The organism is Cohnella hashimotonis, assembly GCF_030014955.1.
In the GTDB taxonomy this organism is placed as follows: Bacteria; Bacillota; Bacilli; order Paenibacillales; family Paenibacillaceae; genus Cohnella; species Cohnella hashimotonis.
Map to the genome: position 1 here is coordinate 4073778 of NZ_JAGRPV010000001.1, position 17372 is coordinate 4091149.

Below are 17372 nucleotides of genomic sequence, written 5' to 3' on the forward strand. Positions count from 1 at the left end.
CGGACTGCGTCTGTAGTCACGCGTCCGTCAGTTGCCGTCGGCGGACAGCGTCAACGGCTTTTTACCGTTGTCGTAGACATATCCCTTCTCGGCAGCCAGCTTCGAGATTCTGGCGGGATCCCGCAGCTTGTCCACTTCGCGCTGCAGTTCCTTCGTTTGATCGGCGCCCGTTTCGTACTCGCTCGTAATTTTTTGAATGCTGCGGTTCATCTCGTACAATCCTGCGTTGCGATACAAGATCAATCCCGCTACGGCGACGCAGACGAACACGGTAAGCAGATACAGCAGCTTCTCCCCGACCGGAATGCTCTTGCGGCGAACTTGGGACGCCGTCTGCGGCGCTGCCGTGCGCTGCTGCTTTTTCTGTTCCGGCTGACGCTCCTCGCGAACCGCCAGATTGCCATAATAACGCATGTTCTTCGCTCCCCCCGCGCTTGGATGTCTCCAGCTTGTCTATTTGATTTGCGGAAATCCGATTGTGTCCGAAAACCGGTGCGAAACCTACCCGCGCTCGTTCGCCGCGTCCGGATCCAGCTTTTCGGCGATTCTGAGCTTGGCCGACCGCGCCCGGTTGTTCAGCTCGAGCTCCGCCTCGGAAGGTACCATCGCCTTGCGCGGCGTAAGCTTGAGCCTGCCTTCGCCCCATACCGTAACAGGGAACCCGGGCGGACTGATGTTGGCCGGCACTTCCTTGACGAACGTCTCTTTGCAAATGCGGTCCTCGAGCGAATGGAACGTAATGACGGCGATGCGTCCGCCCGGGGCGGTGCAATCGATCGCCTGCTCCAGCGCGTCGCGGAACGCTTCAAGCTCGTCGTTGACGGCGATGCGGATCGCCTGGAAGGCCCGCTTCGCAGGATGGCCTCCCGTTCGCCTTGCGGCGGCGGGAATCGCGGTTTTCACCAGCTCGGCGAGCTGCGCGGTCGTCTCGATGGGTGTCTTGGCCCTTGTCTCTACCAAATGGCGGGCGATTTTGCGCGCGAACTTTTCCTCGCCATAGTCGCGCAGGATACGCGACAGCTCCCGTTCGTCCCACTCGTTCACGATCTCTCGCGCGGTGAGCGGTTGCGCGCGGTCCATGCGCATGTCGAGCTCCGCGTCGTGATTGTAGCTGAAGCCTCTGTCGGCTTCGTCAAGCTGCGGACTCGATACGCCCAGATCGAACAGGATGCCGTCTACCTGAGGCACGCCGTCTTTTTCCGGTACGCCCGCTTGCCGCAGCGCGTCCGCGAGATGCCGGAAGTTGCTTTTCACCAGCGTTACGATGTCGCCGTACGGCGCCAGTCGCTCCCGCGCGTGGGCGAGCGCAGTGTCGTCCTGATCCAGACCGATGAGCCTGCCCCCGGGGGCGAGATGCGAAGCGATCAACTCGCTGTGCCCTGCGCCACCCAAGGTGCAATCGACGTAGATGCCGTCTTCGCGGATATTCAGACCTTCTACCGCTTCTTCTTTAAGCACGGTGATGTGGTGGAACAAAGTATGGCCTCCCGGCAACCCTCGCGGTCATGCTGTCGGTTGCTTCTGTCTATGTAGTGGTGATGTGTAAACACGATTCGTGGCTGCGCGACGACGTCCTCTGCGATCAGAAATGAAAATCGAAATCGACCAGTTTCTCCGCGATCTCGTTGAACGATTCCTCGGAGGCATGACTGTAGGCTTCCCAAGTCGCCTTGTCCCAAATCTCCACTCTCGTGGATACGCCGATGATCGTGCATTCCTTGTCCAGCTTTGCATAGTCTCGCAGGTGGTTCGGAAGGTTGACCCTCCCCTGCTTGTCCCATTCGCCCTCGGAAGCGCCGGAGAACAGCAGCCGTGAAAAAGCTCTCGCGTTGGCCGCCATGGACGGCAGCGCGCGTATTCGCTGCTCCAGCTGCGCCCACTCTTCGCGGGGATAAACGAACAAGCAGCTGTCGAGTCCGCGGGTGACGATAAAGTCGGTGCCCAGCGCGTCGCGGAATTTAGCGGGAATAATGATTCGGCCTTTGTCGTCGATCGAATGCTGGTATTCCCCTAAAAACATGACCGCTGCACACCCCCTCCATATTCCACCACTTGGCCCCACTTTAAACCACTTATGATGACTATTCGCGCAAAAAAAAAGAAATCCTGCTTGAAAAGCAGGATTTCCTCAAAATATTTTAGGTTATTAAAAAATCGTCATTATTCGTGCCCGGCCCAGCTGTCCAGGTACGTTTTTTGCTCTTCGCTCAGGGTGTCGATCGAGATGCCGAGGGATTCCAGCTTCGCTCTCGCCACTTGTTCGTCCAGCGCGTACGGCACCTTGACGACCTGCTTGCCGATCGACTCGTATTTCTCGTTGACGTAGCGAAGGGAGAGCGCCTGCAGCGCAAACGTCATGTCCATGATCTCCGCAGGGTGACCGTCGCCGGCAGCCAGATTCACGAGACGCCCTTCGGCGAGCACGTAAATCTTGCGGCCGTCCTGCAGGCGATACTCCTCGATGTTGCGGCGCACGGTGCGCTTCGACACCGACATCGCTTCGAGCTCGACGAGGTTCACCTCGACGTCGAAGTGGCCCGCGTTGGACAGAATCGCCCCATCCTTCATCTGCGCGATGTGCGCGCCGGTGATGACGTCCTTGTTGCCCGTGACGGTGACGAAAAACTCGCCTACCTTGGCCGCTTCTTCCATCGACAGCACCGTGAAGCCGTCCATGTACGCTTCGACCGCCTTGATCGCGTCCACCTCGGTAACGACGACGTTCGCGCCGAGCCCCTTCGCGCGGAGCGCCACGCCTTTGCCGCACCAGCCGTAGCCGTTGACGACGACGGTCTTGCCCGCGACGACCAGATTGGTCGTACGGTTGATGCCGTCCCATACCGATTGACCGGTGCCGTAGCGGTTGTCGAACAAGTATTTGCAGAAGGCGTCGTTAACGGCCACCATCGGGAATTGAAGGGAGCCTTCGTTTTCCATCGCCTTCAGGCGCAGAATACCTGTCGTCGTCTCTTCGGCGCCGCCGCGGATGCCAGGCAGCAGATCGCGGCGCGTCGTGTGCAGCATCGTGACCAGGTCGCCCCCGTCGTCGATGATGAGATCCGGCTTCGTCTCGAGCGTCCGCTCGAGCAGGCCGTGATACTCTTCGGGGGACGGGTTGTACTTGGCGAATACGGCGATGCCGTCTTCGGCCAAGGCGGCGCACACGTCGTCCTGCGTGGAGAGCGGATTGCTGCCGGTGATTGCCACTTCGGCGCCGCCGGCCTGGACGACCTTCGCCAGATAAGCCGTCTTCGCTTCGAGATGGAGCGAGATGGCGACCTTCAGTCCCTTGAACGGGAGCTCCTTGGCGAATTGCTTGCGGATCCGGTTCAGCACGGGCATATGGGCGGAGGCCCAATCGATTTTGAGCTTGCCCTCGGGGGCGAGCGACGGATCGCGGATGATGCTGGACAGCGTCGATTTCATGAACAACAAACCTCCTGATGTCGGCCGCCGGGCTCGGCCTGCTGTTGGGCCATCAGGCGATGGCCACCGGTAACGTCGAACGGAATACAGCGAAGGGCGGACAGCCAGCCCATGCCGTAGCGATTAATAAAATGAACGATGCCGTAGACGCGCTCCTGCGGCTGCTCGAGCGGGCGGAGCGACTGAAGCATCCGGTCCCACTGGCGCAGCGAGGATTCGTGGCGCCCCGCCAGCGCGCCGGCCGTACGCTGCTCGAGGTAGGCGATCTGCTCGAGGATGAGCGCCAGGTTGCTCTCTCCCAGCTTGACCAGTCCCTTGTCCACCTGGGATACCATCTCGAGCACCGGCGCGTACAGCTCGCCGAATCGGTCTTTGACCTCGGCGAACCGGCCGCCGATATCCCACTTGTCCTGCGCGGCGAGCCATTCCCGCTTCAGCCGTTCGCCGTCCGCGGCGATCTGCTCCGCTGTGACGCCGTACTTGGCCAGCAGCTTCTCCACCTGCGGCTCGAGATAGGTGAACGACTGCCTGGGCACGATGACCGGCATCTCCAGCCCGAACGCCGCGAACGCCGGCCCGAGCGACGCCCAGTAGGCGATCTCGGAAGGGCCCAGCACGGTGGCGAGCACGGGGAACAGGTAATCCTGCATGAGCGGCCGCGAGAGCGCGTTGTTGCTCAGCTGCTCCGGACGCTCGGCCGCCATCCGCAGCAGCTCGTCTCTGCCGTAAGCGAGTCCGCCCTTGCGGTCCTCGAAGCGGTCGCCTTGCCGGAAGAGCAGCATGCGACCCTGCTCCGCGTGCACGAACAGGTTGGCGCCGTCGGGCGCAGACTCCGCCTGAATCGGGTACCCCAGCCGCCTGACAGCTTCCTCGCCGGCGGCGAGCGCGTCGCTCAATCGCTCGCTGCCCGTGACGAGCTCTCCGAACAAGCCGCCTTCGAGCCGGCGGATCGCAGGATCGTCCGCGTCCATCAGGACGAGTCCGTCGTCCGCGAACCACTCGGACAGCAGCCGGGCGAACGCCAGCGTCAGCGTCGGCGCGTCGCTCGCGTGCATCCTGATTTGCCTTAGCAAATTCGGTTTAAATTCGGTATCAGGGAGCGTCAGCGCAAGTTCCGTGAGCGCGACCTCCCAATCGACCGCGGAGAGAGGCGTTCTGCTGACGGCATGGCGGGGCCCTTCCGGCCGGCCCAGCTTGACCTTGCGCGGTTCGCCTTCGCCCGGGGAAACGTATAAATGATTGGCTTCTTCGAAGTCGTGGTCCTCGCCGGCGATCCAAAATACCGGCACGACCGTCCGGCCCAGGCTGCGCGACGCATGCTTCGCGGCCTGGATGACGGTCAGCGCCTTGTAGGCGATCAGGAGCGGGCCGCCGAACAAACCAGCCTGCTGGCCGCCGACCACGGCGAGCGCGCCGCCGCTCGCGAGCGCTTCGATGTGCTGCAGGGCCATCGGCCCCGGGCTCAGCCGGCGCTGGTAATCCAGCAGCGCCTCGCCGAGCCGCCTTCTGTCGACGCGGCCGCCCGCGCCTTGATCAAGCCGCGCGGCGCGCCGGCTCCAAGCTTCTATATCTCTGCAGTAGGCGCTTCCGAACAGCGCAGCGACCTGATCGTCGCCGCGCCTGTATGCTTCGGAGAGAGACTGCGCCGTCCCGTCATTAAAGGGAGTCGTATTCATCCCGGACATCCTCCCGTCCGAATGGTGTCATTCTCGATTGTACATGAAGCGGCCGGATATCGTCAAAGAAAGAAGGAGGAATTCCTATGTCCTTGCATTGGCGCATATTGAACGCGGCCGGTTGGCTGGGCGTCGTCGCGGTCAACGCGGCTGCCGCAACCGGCGGACTTTTCGGCAGATCGTCTGGCGAGATATCGGACAAAATCCCGACGCTCGTCACGCCTGCCGGCTATGCCTTCTCCATCTGGAGCGTCATTTATTTGCTCGCCCTCTGCTACGTCGTCGCTGCCTTCCTGCCAAGCCGCCGCAACGACAGGACGATGAAGGCGACCGCGCCCTGGTTTTTCGCCAGCTGCCTGTTCAATGTCGGCTGGCTGCTCGTCTGGCACTCGGAACGCTATACGGCGTCCGCGTTCGTCATCGCAGGCCTGCTGCTGACGTTAATCGGCGCGTATCTCTCCTCCCGTCCCGCCGCCCGCACGGCGAGAGACAGAGCCGGCTTCTTCCTGATCGCGCTGCCCTTCTCCGTTTATCTGGGCTGGGTGACGGTCGCGACGATCGTCAATATCTCGGTCGCGCTTCGGGCGGGCGGCTGGGACGGCTGGGGCGTCCCCGACCGCGCATGGGCCATAGCCCTGTTTGTCGTCGCAGCGACCCTTGCGGCCTTCGCCGCCTTTAAAGACAAGGATCCCTGGTTCCCGCTGACGGTCGCCTGGGCGCTCATCGCGATCGGCGTGAAGCAGCAAGCCGCTTCGCAGCTCGTCGCCGTCGCCGCCTGGACGGCCGCCGGCATCGCGATCGCCACCGCGCTGCTCAAGCTTCGCGGCATCGCAGGAATGAAACCGCGAAGAATGTGACTTCGCCTAGAAGGATTTGGCGTTCAACGATCGAGACCCGCCCCTTGCAGCTGCAAGGGGCGGGTCTTCGTTCTGCATGCGGGCTTATTCCCACTCCCCGCTGGCCAGAAATCGCACGATCTCGATCAGCATGAACAGCACGTACAGGGCTGCCAGACCGAAAAACGACAGCCGCCAGATCGCGCGGAACAGCTTGAGGCTGTCCACCTTGCCGCGTACCCGGTATTGCGCATTGCCGATCAGGCCTGCCCCCAGCAGCATGAAAAGCAGAATGATATAAAAGCCCATATGAATGCCGAACACCCGATTAAGCAGATAGCTCACAATTCCGATTAAAAAAATCGTCGTCATGTCCATCGCAAGCCCCATCGCGCGTTTCTTGTCCCCCGTCTGCATCGTGGAGATGCCGTACACGGCAGCGAACGGAATGACGGAGCCGATGGCCAATACCGCATAAGCGGATACTAACGCATTCCACAAGCGCGTTCACTCACCCTTCTCTGTCTTCGCCCCGCATCGCCGACACCAGCGCGACAAGCGACTCGTTATAAGGAGCGTCCGCCCCATGCTGCGCTGCCAGGCGCGTGACGGCGCCGTTGATCGCACCGATCTCAGTGGGACGGCCCGCAAGCACGTCCTGCAGCATCGACGAGCGGTTGGCAGCCGTGCGCGCGCAAAGGTCGAGCAGCTCTTCCCAAAGGCCTTCCGTCCGCTCGAGTCCGAGGGCCTCCAACACGGACAATGTCTCGTCGAACAACGTCCGCATAAGCGCGATCCGCTCGGGCGTTCGTACCAATTCGCCGTTCCGAACCCGCAGCAGCGACGTCAGCGGATTGACGACAGCATTGCCGAGCAGCTTCCGCAGCATTCTCTGTGCCATATCATTCGACAGCGTCGCGGAAAATCCTGCCTGTTTCAGCATCGACGCGAGCGGCGCCACGACGTTTATATCCCCCGCCGTAATATCCGCGCTTACCGGCTCGAATAATGGCGCCGGACCGAGCCGAATTTCGCCCCTGCCCGTATGGCGCACGGTCGTCGTCCCGACCCGAAGCGCCCCCTCCGTCGTTACGGCCGCAAAAAGGCTTCTCCCGGGCAAATGCGCAGCCAGCAGGTCGGTATGGCCGATGCCGTTGCAGAAAGCCGTTACCGACGCGCCAGGCGGCAGCACAGTTCCCAGGCGATATAGAAAAGCGGGCGTCAGCGCCGTCTGCTTGACGGCAAGCAGCGTATCGCTCACCGGCCCGGCGCCCTCGTCGTCCAGTGCCGCTGCGTCCACATCGGCGCGCACGTCCGCTTCTCCCAGCGAAGACTGCACGGTTACGCCCAATGCCGCCAGCTCGTCCGCCTGTGCGCGCGTTCTCGTTCTCACGCATACGCGGACGCCCGACGCCGCCAGCCTGCCCGCCAGCAACAGCCCGATCGCGCCGCCGCCGATGATCTGAATGCTTGCCATAGCGAAAACCCCTCCCGTTTCGGCGCTCGCCGTCCTTTTTATCCGTTCAGCCTGTCCAAGAAATACCATACCTTGTCTCGACCGCACGCACAATGGCGAATGGAGTCACCGCTCGATAACGCAAAAAGCCGTCCTCTTCGCCGCATGCGGCGAGGGACGGCTTTTCATCGGGTTCAATCTATTCGATTCGTTCCAGGTTGCCGTTGGCATCCATTTTAAATCTCGTTTTTTCCTCCTCCGACTCCTCGGACAGAATCGCGAGTCTGCGCGCCCGGTCCATGATTCGGATAAGCGCTTTATAATCGTCGTTGACGACCTGGTAGTCGGTTTGCGCCGCGTCGGCCTGCTTGGACAGACGGTCGTTGATCTCCCGGAGAGCGCTGAGCTGCTCGTTTTTTTCTCTCAATTCTTTTTCCAGCTGCTTCACTTGTTTGCCCAGCTCCTGAACAGAGCCCTTCCACTGCTTCAAATATCGGATGACGGCCTCGAGACTGAGCGCATCCGAGCTGATCAGCTCCCCTTTGCCCGTGTTCTCTTCTTCGGCGGAAGCCGAAGGCCGTTCGTCCGAAGGCAGTGCGATGGCGCCCTGCTTCTTGAGATAATTGCGCTTTTGCCGCTGTTGCTTGGAAATGCTGATCGCATCGTCGTAGCGCTTTCGAACGCAGCTGTTCCATCGGAATCCGCATGCCGCGGCCGTTCTTGCGATCCGCTGCCCGACCTCCTCGAACGCGGCGAGCTGCGTGCTCCCCTCCCGTATGTGGCGAAGCGTAATCTCCGCCAAAATAAGATCGTCATCCGCGCTCCATGCATCTTGTCTAATAGCCGCCATGCGGTCTATTCCCTCCTCGATCGCTCGCATAACTTGCTTTCTTTTTTTATCTGTATGCCCGTGATAGAAATCATAGAATCTATCGGATACCTCTAGGTATATCCATTTTTGCACGTCGTATACCTTCCGATCGCATGCTCCGAAAACTTGCTCGCGGCCATGCGAATAGCGGCTCGCCGGGAAGGCATAATAGGCTTGGACGAAAAGTTTGCCATTTCGTCACGAATCACCGTTTACACTGCCCCCGAACCGTGGGTATAATATGCTGTAGAAAAATGGTTAGAGAAACGCTGAAGGGGGATTACCATGGCACGCATGTTCCGGATGCTTGGTTTCTGGACGCTCGCGATCGCGCTCATGTCGTTTGCAGGCGATATGTATGAAATGGCGCTTCTGTTCTTTATCCAGACGGCCGCCTTCTTCTTGCTCGGTTACCTGAAGTTCACGGAGCGCACATACGTCTTCATGTTCTGGGGCTATATGATCATCGCGTTCCTCGGCTTTACCTACTGGTCCGTATTTGAGATGGGCTTGCCGGCATAACCGCAGGCATGCCTGAAGGCCGGAGCTAACCGCTCCGGCCTTTTTATGTTCATGAACGATTTTGCGCGATTTCAGGTTTCCCCACCGCCCCTCTCTCTTGCGAGGGTTCTTTTCGTCTATAATGAGGTAGAAATGCATAAGCTTGACTACCGCCGTACCCGTCTGCCAGAGAGAAAGGAGGGCCAGATGCGGAGACTCGTCCTGTTTGCCGTCGCCGTCATGCTCCTCATGGCGCTTTTTCCCGGAAAAATCGTACCGACGCCGCCTCCCGTCTATGCGGAGCCGCTCGCGGAGACGACCCGGCAGCTGCTAGAGAAAGGACTCAGCGTCGTAGAGATCGACAGAGAGATCGATCGGATCTCGGGGCTGCGAAAAGAAACCGAAAAAAGCATCGCGCTAAACGAAGCGAAGCTCGCGGAGCGCCAGCTCGCCATTGCGGCGCAGCGCGAAAAGGCGGGACGCGTACTGCGAGCCTACTATATGGGTCAGAAGGAAGCGATGCTCGGCGTCCTCGTCAGCTTCAAATCGCTCGCCGGACTGCTCAGAAGCTGGGACCTGATGGATACGATATTCGAAGCCGACCGCCGCACGCTGGCCGACTTCAATCGGGAATACGAAGAGATCCGCAAAGGCCAGGAAAAGCTGCAAAAAGACAAGGACGAGCTGTCCCGCGTAGCCGCAGACCTTGCGAGTCAGCGAGACCGGGTCGCGGCGCTGCAGGCCGAGATCCGCGCTGCCATCGACGGCAGCGCGGATCCCGCGATTGCACGCAAGCAGCTCGAGGAAATACAGTCCTATTGGCAAAGCGCGGGGCTGTACGAAGTAAGGCGCCACTTCAGCGCGCTCGCCAAAGCGATGAACAAGCTGCCGGATTGGATTCAGGAGCACCCGGAAGCGTTGAAAACGAAAGGCTTGTCGACGACGCTTACGTTGAGCGACGCGCAGTTGAACGAATTCCTTCATGCGCAAAGCGAACTGCTTAAAGACTTCAGCATTTCGTTTAAACCGGATCTTTTGTCTCTGCAAGGAAAAAGCGGCTCGATGGAGGTCGCCGTCACAGGTACTTATACGGTCGAGAACGAACCGAAAAACGCCATCATGTTCCATATGAATACGCTCGTTTTCAACGGGCTGGCGCTGCCCGATACGACGCGCGACGACCTGGTGCGCGACTTCGATCTCGGCTTCTACCCGCAGCAGGTGATGGCTTATTTAAAGGCCGACAGCGTGTCTCTCGAGGAGGGCAGGCTAATCGTGAAGCTCAAGATCGGCAAGTAGGCCGCTCCATCTCGGCGGCCAATCCGTCAAGGCAAGCCGGCCTTGCCGCCAGTCCGTCCAGTAAAGACCGACTTTTGTCATCAGCAGCGGCCATTCGGGGCCGACTTGAGGCGCCCAGTTCGGAAACTGCTGGGCCCCTCTGCCTGCCAGGTCCGGCAGGTTGCGTCGCTCGGCATACAACGACCGGTATACGGGCAAATACCCCGCCGCGTCATAATTATCGAGCTGACGCTGCGCTTCGGTCATCGCCGCGATCCAGGTTTTTGCCGCGCTCTCGCCCTGCGTGCCTGCGGCGATGACAAAGGAGGCGCCGCCTTCAAAGGCATACGCCTTGTCCCATCCGCTGCGGTCGATGGACAATCCGGCCGCCGCGTCCGCGCCGAGACTCGCAATGCCGGCCTGTGCCACCGATAGCCGCGTGACTGCGGCCGCGTATTGTCCCGATGCCATCGCTTCCCAGAACGGAGCGCCGGAATCGGGCGCCCGCAATCCGACCGTGCCGCGAAGGGTATCCAGCATCGTCGCGGCAGGGCCGGCGCCCCACTGTCCATTTCCATCGCCCAGCAGCAAATCCGGCCTGATCCCCGTCGCCGCGCCCAGCCAGGTGAGCAGTGCCGCCGAATCGCGCTCGTCGATCGCAAGCCAGGGCCGGCTCCCCTCGTTTGCCATCTCAGTCCCGAGCGTCGCCCAGTCTTCGGGACCGAGCGGCAGCGTCAAGGCGCTGCCGTCTTGTCGCGTAGCGGCCGACAATCGCGCGCGATTCCACACGACGACATAAGGATCGATATGATGCGGCACGCCCCATATGTACCCGTTCCACTTGAGCGGGGCGGCGACCGCCTCGAACTGTTCGGACAGCGCATCGCCTTCGAACGCCGAGTCGGCAGGCAGCAGCAGACCCGAGACGGCCATGCGCTTGACCCATAAACTCGGGACGAGCGCGACGTCGGCGATTTTCTCCGCCTCGCGCCATCCGTTCGGCAGGTCCCCAGAATTGCCGGGGTCGATGCGCTCCAGGCTGACGCGAATGTCCGGATGGCTGCGCTCGAAAACCGCCGACTGCCGCTCGAGCAGTCGAAACGTCTCCTCGTCCTGTATGATTTTCACGTTTAGCTCCGCATGCTGCTCCGCGAAGACGGGCTCCTCCTCGATCGCCTCTTGCCCCTCAGGCACCGCGTCCGGCGCAAGGTCCGGCTCCGGCGCGGAAGCCCAAGGCGAAGTGAGCAGCACCGCCAGCATAAGCAGCATGAGCACGACGACATACTTCCGGCGCGTCACGGTTAAGCCCCTTCCTCCGCCCGCTGCCGCAGGCGCGATTCGTTTTTTCCATGATAGCAGGATTAAGCCGCCTTGTCGCCTCCGTTATGCAAACGCTTTAGCCGCTATGCAGCCAGAATCGCGATTCAGACCAGCGGGACCGCATAGAGCGGGCCGGACGCCTTGCTCGCGTCCGGCCCTGCTTTTTTGCCCCGGCGATCTCGTTTACAGCTTCTCTGCGGCCAGTTGGGCAAGCTTGGAGCGCTCTCCCTTTTCCAGCGTCACATGCCCGCTGATGCCTTCCGCCTTGAAGCTCTCCACCAGATACGTCAGACCGTTGCTTTGCGCGTCCAGGTATGGATGGTCGATTTGCTCCGGATCGCCAAGCAGCACGATTTTACTATGCTCGCCGACGCGCGAGACGATCGTTTTCACCTCGTGCTTGCTCAGATTCTGGGCTTCGTCGATGATAATCAACTGCCCCGGTATCGAACGCCCGCGAATGTACGTGAGCGCCTCGACTTGGATGCTGCCGAGTCCCATCAAAATTTTGTCCAGATCCCCCGATTTTTTCGTATCGAACAAAAATTCCAGATTATCGTAGATCGGCTGCATCCATGGCCTCAGCTTCTCTTCCTTCTCCCCGGGCAAATAACCGATATCCTTGCCCATCGGCACGACAGGACGGGCGATGAGCAGCTTCTTGTACTTGTGTTCGTCTTCGACCTTCATGAGCCCCGCGGCAAGTGTAATGAGCGTCTTGCCTGTTCCGGCCCTCCCCGTCAGCGTCACGAGCGGAATATCGTCGTTCAGCAGCAGCTCGAGCGCCATGCGCTGCTGCGCATTGCGGGCGGTGATGCCCCATACCGGCTCGTTGGACAAATGCAGCGGCTCAAGCCTTGCGCCGTCCTGGCTCACCTTCAGGAGAGCAGACTTTGAAGTACCGAGCTCGTCGCGGAGAATGACGAATTCGTTCGGATGAAGCTTTTGCTTGAGTCCCATCTGATTGATGCTGAGGAAGCGATACGTATAAAATTCATCGATCTGCGCCGGATGGACGTGCAGCGTGACCTGGCCCGTATAATGGTCGGTGCCTTCGGCGATCCGGTCCGACAAGTAGTCCTCGGCGGTGACGCCCAACACGTCCGCCTTGACGCGAACCAGCACGTCCTTGCTCACGAGGATGACAGGGCGCGCCGATTCGGGCTGCTCCTGTTCCTCCAGATGATAGTTCAGCGCGACCGCCAGGATGCGGTTGTCGTTGGTCATTTCCCCGAATAGCTCCTGTACCCGTACAAAGCGGCGATGATTCATTTCCACCTTCAGCACGCCGCCGTTTTCCAGAGCAACCCCGTTGTGCAAATGCCCGATCTCCCGCATACGGTCGAGCTCCCTGGACACGAACCGGGCATTGCGCCCGATCTCGTCGGCCAGCCTTTTCTTGGAGTCGATCTCCTCGAGCACGACCGAAGGAATGACGACCTCGTTCGAGCCGAAGGCAAACAATGCGAGCGGATCATGGAGCAGCACGTTCGTATCGAGCACGTAAATTTTTTTCACGGCGGTTCCTCCCGGTTAAGACGGATTGTGACGTATTTACATACCGGCGCTTGGGACAGGGAAACATAATGCGAGGCGGAGCTTGCTTGAAGCCTTTAAGGCCTTCGGACATCCCCCCTTAAAAGAATTGATACCCACGAGGACGGTGATCCCCACATGTACGTTGGTAAGCCGGCCAAAGCCGGATTAATCTTGCTGCTGGCTTCGGCTCTGTTGTCCGCCGCCGGATGCGGCAACCGGACGGCAGCTCCCGGGCAGCCCGGACAGGACCGCCTGCAGGCGCACAGCGCGCCCGGCAGCGATGTCTCGGTTGGCGACCGCTCCGTCGCGGTCCGGCCGAACGCGAAGGCCGTCGCCGCCCACCTCGAGCAGCTGGCCGAGGGCGTCCGCGGCGTTCGCCACGCCAATTGCGTTATTTTCGGCAAATATGCCGTCGTCGGCATCGACGTCGACCCGAAGATGGAGCGCTCGAGAGTCGGGACGACCAAGTACGCCGTCGCAGAGGCATTCCGCAAAGACCCGTACGGTATCGATGCGCTTGTGACCGCGGACATGGATATGGCCCAGCGAATCCGGGAGATTCGAGCCGACGCGAAGCGCGGCCGGCCGATCGCGGGCTTCGCGGAGGAGATGGCCGATATCGTCGGCCGGCTCGTTCCCCAAGTGCCGCGCAGCATCGTGCCTCCAGCCTCTCCGGACGGTGCCGGACCGGCTGCCAGGTCGCACGCGGATACGTCCGCAAATACGCAAAGAACCCAGTGAAATCACTGGGTTCTTGTCCGTATACACATATGAGTTCAACGCGCGGCGCACAGACAGCGGAGACAGAACACGCGACGGCGTTCCGAAACCGAAGGAACGGCCCGGGACAAGCCTGACGCTCTGCGGGGACGACAGCAGGACGACTTCGCCGAATCCGGTGGATCTAGACCTTCTGCCTGCCATCCGCAACACTCCCTCGGCATCGTGGTTTAGAGACTTGGACACATTGCAACGGGATACGTTGTGCTCAGTATACCATACTGCTTTCGGTGAGGCCAAGCGATGCTTGCCCGAATCGCGCGGCATGACCGCCCGCCGATTATTTCGTTTCGCCGTCCGTTGCGGCCGCGACGCGGCCTTCGGGGGACATCTCTTCGGCAAGCGCGGCTTTGGCCTCCGCCACCGAATCTTTGTCCAAATAAACGTAAGGGCTTTTCCAGACGCCCGTGAGCGGGATGAAGCGGATGTCCTCGCGATTGATATCATAATATGTCTTTAACATATTCGTGATCTGCGCCTTCGGAATATCCGTCACCACATTTTTGCCCGCCACATCGATCACGCCGCTCAACTTCGTAATTCCGCCGAACGATTTCATCTTTTCGACGATGGCGCCAAGCACCTGGCTCTGACGCTCGTTGCGCTCGAAATCGCTTGAGGCCGCGGTGCCGCGGTTGGACTTGCGGTAGCGCACGAAGCCGAGCGCGTCCTCGCCTTTCAGCGTCTGCTCGCCCGCCTTCAGATCGATGTCGGTCCCGTCCGCATTGTCGACATAACGCATATCCTTGTCCACGTTCACCTTTACCCCGCCCAGCTTGTCGACGACGTCGACAAACCCCTGAAAATTCAGCACGGATGCATACTTGATGTCGATGTCGAAAAACTTGCCGAGCATTTGCTTCATTTCGTCGCGGGCATAGGCGTTCGCCGCCTCGCCTTTGGCGTCGCTCTTGCTGTGGAATCTGGCGTAAAAGGCGTTGATCTTCTGCGTCGAATAACCGTCCAGCTGCAGGTCCGAATCCCGTGGGATCGTCACGACCGTCGCCGTGTTGGACTTGGGATTAAAAGCCGCCACCATGATGACGTCGGTGTTCATGCCGCCGATCTTGGGTCTGTAATCCATTCCCAGCAGCAAGAGCGAGATCGGTTTGACCTGCGCCTTTTCGCCCTCCGGCACGGCCTGCGTCGACGCGCCCGAGGATGCGTCGTCCAGCGCGCCGTCCACCTCTCTCCATAACGAATATGCGTAAGCACCGAGGCCTAGAATGACAAGCAGGATAATCGCAAAAAGAATACGAGGCCATTTTCTTTTTTTCTTTTTCGGAGGATTCGCCCTGACAGTTGCTTTCGCGGCGCCCGAACTCCGGCGCGGCGGCAACGGGGTATTGGAACTCATCGCTTCACCTCTTCAATAAATTTAAAAAGGCGAATCCCGAAGAGCGCGGGGCTCTCCCGGGGTTCGCCGGAGCTGCATTCGATTCTAGGATTCCGTCCGCTTGACGGCCGCTTCGGCGCCGCCCCGCTTGGCCCGCCATTTGTCGTACATTTGGCGGCCGCGAAGCATGAGCATCATAATCACGGCGACCGACATGCACTGAATGATCGGCAGCTTGTCGAGCTGTAGCAGGAGGAGCACGAGGCACCCGATCGCCATGATGATATGCACGATGATCTCCTTCAGAATGGGCAGTCGGCCCATCCGGAAGACGGCATTAAAGATATAGATCGTAAATGCCAAGATCAGCAGGTAGGAAACGACGGGGTGGTCATGAAACCAGGTCTGCACTTGCGCTCCTCCTCCTCGTTTTTCGCGGCTGTCCGATTAAACGCCGGACTCGGCCATCTTGCGCTGCTTTTCCGAACGCTCGCGCTCGCTCTTGTTCAGCAGCTTCTTGCGCAGTCGGATCGACTTCGGCGTAATCTCGCACAGCTCGTCGTCGTTCAAGTATTCGAGCGCTTCTTCCATCGACATCAGGCGAGGCGACTTGAGCTTGACCGTCTCTTCCTTGTTGGCCGTACGGATGTTGTTGAGCGCCTTTTCTTTGCAAATGTTGACGATGATGTCGTTGTCGCGGGTATGCTCGCCGACGATCATGCCTTCATAGATTTCCGTGCCCGGCTCGACGAACATGATCCCGCGGTCTTCGACGCCCATCATGCCGTAGACGGTAGAAGAACCCGTCTCGCTGGCGACGAGCACGCCTTGGTGACGGCCGCCGACTTGGCCGCCCACGACAGGGCCATAGCTGTCGAATGCGTGGTTCATGACGCCGTAGCCGCGCGTCAGCGTCAGGAAGTTCGTGCGATAGCCGATCAGGCCGCGCGCAGGAATGAGAAATTCGAGACGGACTTGGCCGTTGCCGTTGTTGATCATGTTCACCATGTCGGCCTTGCGCGTGCCGAGGCTCTCCATGACGTTGCCCATGCTCTCCTCGGGCACGTCGATCATCAGGCGCTCGATCGGCTCGCTTTTGACGCCGTCGATATCGCGGAGGATGACCTCCGGCTTGGACACCTGCAGCTCGTAACCTTCGCGGCGCATGTTCTCGATCAGGATGCCGAGATGCAGTTCGCCGCGGCCGCTGACGACGAAGGCGTCGGGGCTGTCTGTCTCATCGACGCGCAGCGCAACGTCCGTCTCAAGCTCCTTGAACAGGCGCTCGCGCAGCTTGCGCGAGGTGACGTGCTTGCCTTCACGTCCTGCAAACGGGCTGTTGTTGACAAGGAAGCGCATCTGCAGCGTCGGCTCGTCGATCTTAAGCACCGGCAGCGCTTCGGGATTGGCCGGGTCGGCGATCGTCTCGCCGATGTTGACGTCCTTGATGCCCGCGATGGCGATGATGTCGCCGGCTGCCGCTTCTTCCATCTCGACGCGCTTCAGGCCCTGGAAGCCGAACAGCTTTTCGATACGGGCCTGGCGGATCTTGCCTTCGCGGTCCAGGACGGCGACCGGCTGTCCTTGGCGGATCTTGCCGCGGTTGACGCGGCCGATCGGAATGCGGCCCAGGTACTCGTTGTAATCGAGCAGCGTGACGAGGAACTGCAGCGGCGCGTCCTGATCTTCGGTCGGGTGCGGAATCTTAGCGATGATCGTCTCGTACAGCGGCTCCATCGTCGTGCCGAGCGTGCCGGCATCGAGGCTCGCGATGCCGTTCAGGCCGGACGCGTATACGACCGGGAATTCAAGCTGCTCGTCGTTCGCTTCGAGCTCGATAAACAGCTCGAGCACTTCGTCGATGACTTCGGCCGGACGCGCGGCCGGACGGTCGATCTTGTTGACGACGACGATCGGGGTCAGGCCCGCTTCGAGCGCTTTGCGAAGCACGAACTTGGTCTGCGGCATGCAGCCTTCGAACGCGTCGACGACCAGCAAGACGCCGTCGACCATTTTCATGATCCGTTCGACTTCGCCGCCGAAATCGGCGTGTCCGGGGGTGTCGACGATATTGATCAGGTGATCCTTGTAACGGACGGCGGTGTTCTTCGCCAGAATCGTAATGCCGCGCTCCCGCTCGAGATCGTTGGAGTCCATCGCTCTCTCCTGGACTTGCTCATTTTCGCGGAACGTGCCCGATTGACGCAGAAGCTGGTCGACGAGCGTCGTTTTCCCGTGGTCGACGTGCGCGATAATGGCGATATTGCGGATTTGTTCTTGTTGCATGGTTCCACTCCTTGTAATTTTTATATCTGTATCCATTACGACCGGCAGGCCCGCTTCGGCTAACGCG

General features: G+C 60.4%; 17 protein-coding genes. 4 read left to right on the top strand and 13 right to left on the bottom strand.

Annotation, left to right across the window (positions count from 1 at the left end; translation table 11 throughout):
• Positions 1-27: 27 nt before the first annotated feature.
• The 5 genes from ftsL2 to bshC form a co-directional block, all read right to left on the bottom strand.
• Positions 28-414, bottom strand: a complete 387-nt coding sequence (gene ftsL2 / locus KB449_RS16435; protein WP_282909405.1) for a cell division protein FtsL — start codon at positions 412-414, stop codon at positions 28-30.
• A gap of 87 nt (positions 415-501) precedes the next feature.
• Positions 502-1476: a 16S rRNA (cytosine(1402)-N(4))-methyltransferase RsmH gene (gene rsmH, locus KB449_RS16440; protein WP_282909406.1), complete on the bottom strand. Its 975-nt coding sequence runs from the start codon at positions 1474-1476 to the stop codon at positions 502-504.
• Between the two features lie 106 nt (positions 1477-1582).
• Positions 1583-2020 (bottom strand): division/cell wall cluster transcriptional repressor MraZ, encoded by a 438-nt coding sequence (gene mraZ, locus KB449_RS16445; RefSeq protein WP_090115165.1) that lies wholly within the window; start codon positions 2018-2020, stop codon positions 1583-1585.
• A gap of 140 nt (positions 2021-2160) precedes the next feature.
• Positions 2161-3426, bottom strand: a complete 1266-nt coding sequence (locus KB449_RS16450; RefSeq protein WP_282909407.1) for an adenosylhomocysteinase — start codon at positions 3424-3426, stop codon at positions 2161-2163.
• Complete coding sequence (gene bshC, locus KB449_RS16455) at positions 3423-5102, bottom strand: bacillithiol biosynthesis cysteine-adding enzyme BshC (RefSeq protein ID WP_282909408.1); 1680 nt, start codon at positions 5100-5102, stop codon at positions 3423-3425. The genes KB449_RS16450 and bshC overlap by 4 nt, the downstream gene beginning before the upstream one ends.
• An 86-nt stretch (positions 5103-5188) precedes the next feature.
• Here bshC and KB449_RS16460 point away from each other — a divergent pair, with 86 nt between their 5' ends.
• Complete coding sequence (locus KB449_RS16460) at positions 5189-5959, top strand: TspO/MBR family protein (RefSeq protein ID WP_282909409.1); 771 nt, start codon at positions 5189-5191, stop codon at positions 5957-5959.
• Between the two features lie 84 nt (positions 5960-6043).
• Here the strand turns inward: KB449_RS16460 and KB449_RS16465 are convergent, their stop codons facing one another.
• The 3 genes from KB449_RS16465 to KB449_RS16475 all read right to left on the bottom strand — a co-directional run bounded on the left by KB449_RS16465 (position 6044) and on the right by KB449_RS16475 (position 8244).
• Positions 6044-6439 (bottom strand): DUF3397 domain-containing protein, encoded by a 396-nt coding sequence (locus KB449_RS16465; RefSeq protein WP_282909410.1) that lies wholly within the window; start codon positions 6437-6439, stop codon positions 6044-6046.
• 10 nt (positions 6440-6449) lie between these two features.
• Positions 6450-7415 (bottom strand): ketopantoate reductase family protein, encoded by a 966-nt coding sequence (locus tag KB449_RS16470; RefSeq protein ID WP_282909411.1) that lies wholly within the window; start codon positions 7413-7415, stop codon positions 6450-6452.
• A 178-nt stretch (positions 7416-7593) separates the two neighbouring features.
• Positions 7594-8244, bottom strand: coding sequence for an RsfA family transcriptional regulator (locus KB449_RS16475; protein ID WP_282909412.1), 651 nt, complete (start codon positions 8242-8244; stop codon positions 7594-7596).
• A gap of 306 nt (positions 8245-8550) precedes the next feature.
• Between KB449_RS16475 and KB449_RS16480 the strand changes: the two genes are divergently transcribed.
• Both KB449_RS16480 and KB449_RS16485 read left to right on the top strand, forming a co-directional pair.
• On the top strand, positions 8551-8787 hold the full coding sequence (locus tag KB449_RS16480; protein WP_090115152.1) for a DUF2626 family protein: 237 nt from the start codon (positions 8551-8553) through the stop codon (positions 8785-8787).
• Positions 8788-8973: 186 nt separating this feature from the next.
• A complete protein-coding gene (locus KB449_RS16485; RefSeq protein ID WP_282909413.1) occupies positions 8974-10065 on the top strand; it encodes a coiled-coil domain-containing protein in 1092 nt (363 codons plus the stop codon).
• Here KB449_RS16485 and KB449_RS16490 read toward each other — a convergent pair.
• Both KB449_RS16490 and KB449_RS16495 read right to left on the bottom strand, forming a co-directional pair.
• Positions 10036-11343 (bottom strand): extracellular solute-binding protein, encoded by a 1308-nt coding sequence (locus tag KB449_RS16490; RefSeq protein ID WP_282909414.1) that lies wholly within the window; start codon positions 11341-11343, stop codon positions 10036-10038. The genes KB449_RS16485 and KB449_RS16490 overlap by 30 nt on opposite strands.
• A 204-nt stretch (positions 11344-11547) precedes the next feature.
• Positions 11548-12882 (bottom strand): PhoH family protein, encoded by a 1335-nt coding sequence (locus tag KB449_RS16495; RefSeq protein WP_282909415.1) that lies wholly within the window; start codon positions 12880-12882, stop codon positions 11548-11550.
• A 156-nt stretch (positions 12883-13038) separates the two neighbouring features.
• On the opposite strand from KB449_RS16495, the gene KB449_RS16500 reads away from it, so the two are divergent.
• On the top strand, positions 13039-13644 hold the full coding sequence (locus KB449_RS16500) for a YhcN/YlaJ family sporulation lipoprotein (protein ID WP_282909416.1): 606 nt from the start codon (positions 13039-13041) through the stop codon (positions 13642-13644).
• 319 nt (positions 13645-13963) lie between these two features.
• Here KB449_RS16500 and KB449_RS16505 read toward each other — a convergent pair whose 3' ends face one another.
• The 3 genes from KB449_RS16505 to typA form a co-directional block, all read right to left on the bottom strand.
• Complete coding sequence (locus KB449_RS16505; protein WP_282909417.1) at positions 13964-15040, bottom strand: LCP family protein; 1077 nt, start codon at positions 15038-15040, stop codon at positions 13964-13966.
• An 84-nt stretch (positions 15041-15124) separates the two neighbouring features.
• Positions 15125-15430 (bottom strand): YlaH-like family protein, encoded by a 306-nt coding sequence (locus tag KB449_RS16510; protein WP_282909418.1) that lies wholly within the window; start codon positions 15428-15430, stop codon positions 15125-15127.
• A gap of 36 nt (positions 15431-15466) precedes the next feature.
• On the bottom strand, positions 15467-17305 hold the full coding sequence (typA, locus tag KB449_RS16515; RefSeq protein WP_282909419.1) for a translational GTPase TypA: 1839 nt from the start codon (positions 17303-17305) through the stop codon (positions 15467-15469).
• Positions 17306-17372 lie beyond the last annotated feature (67 nt).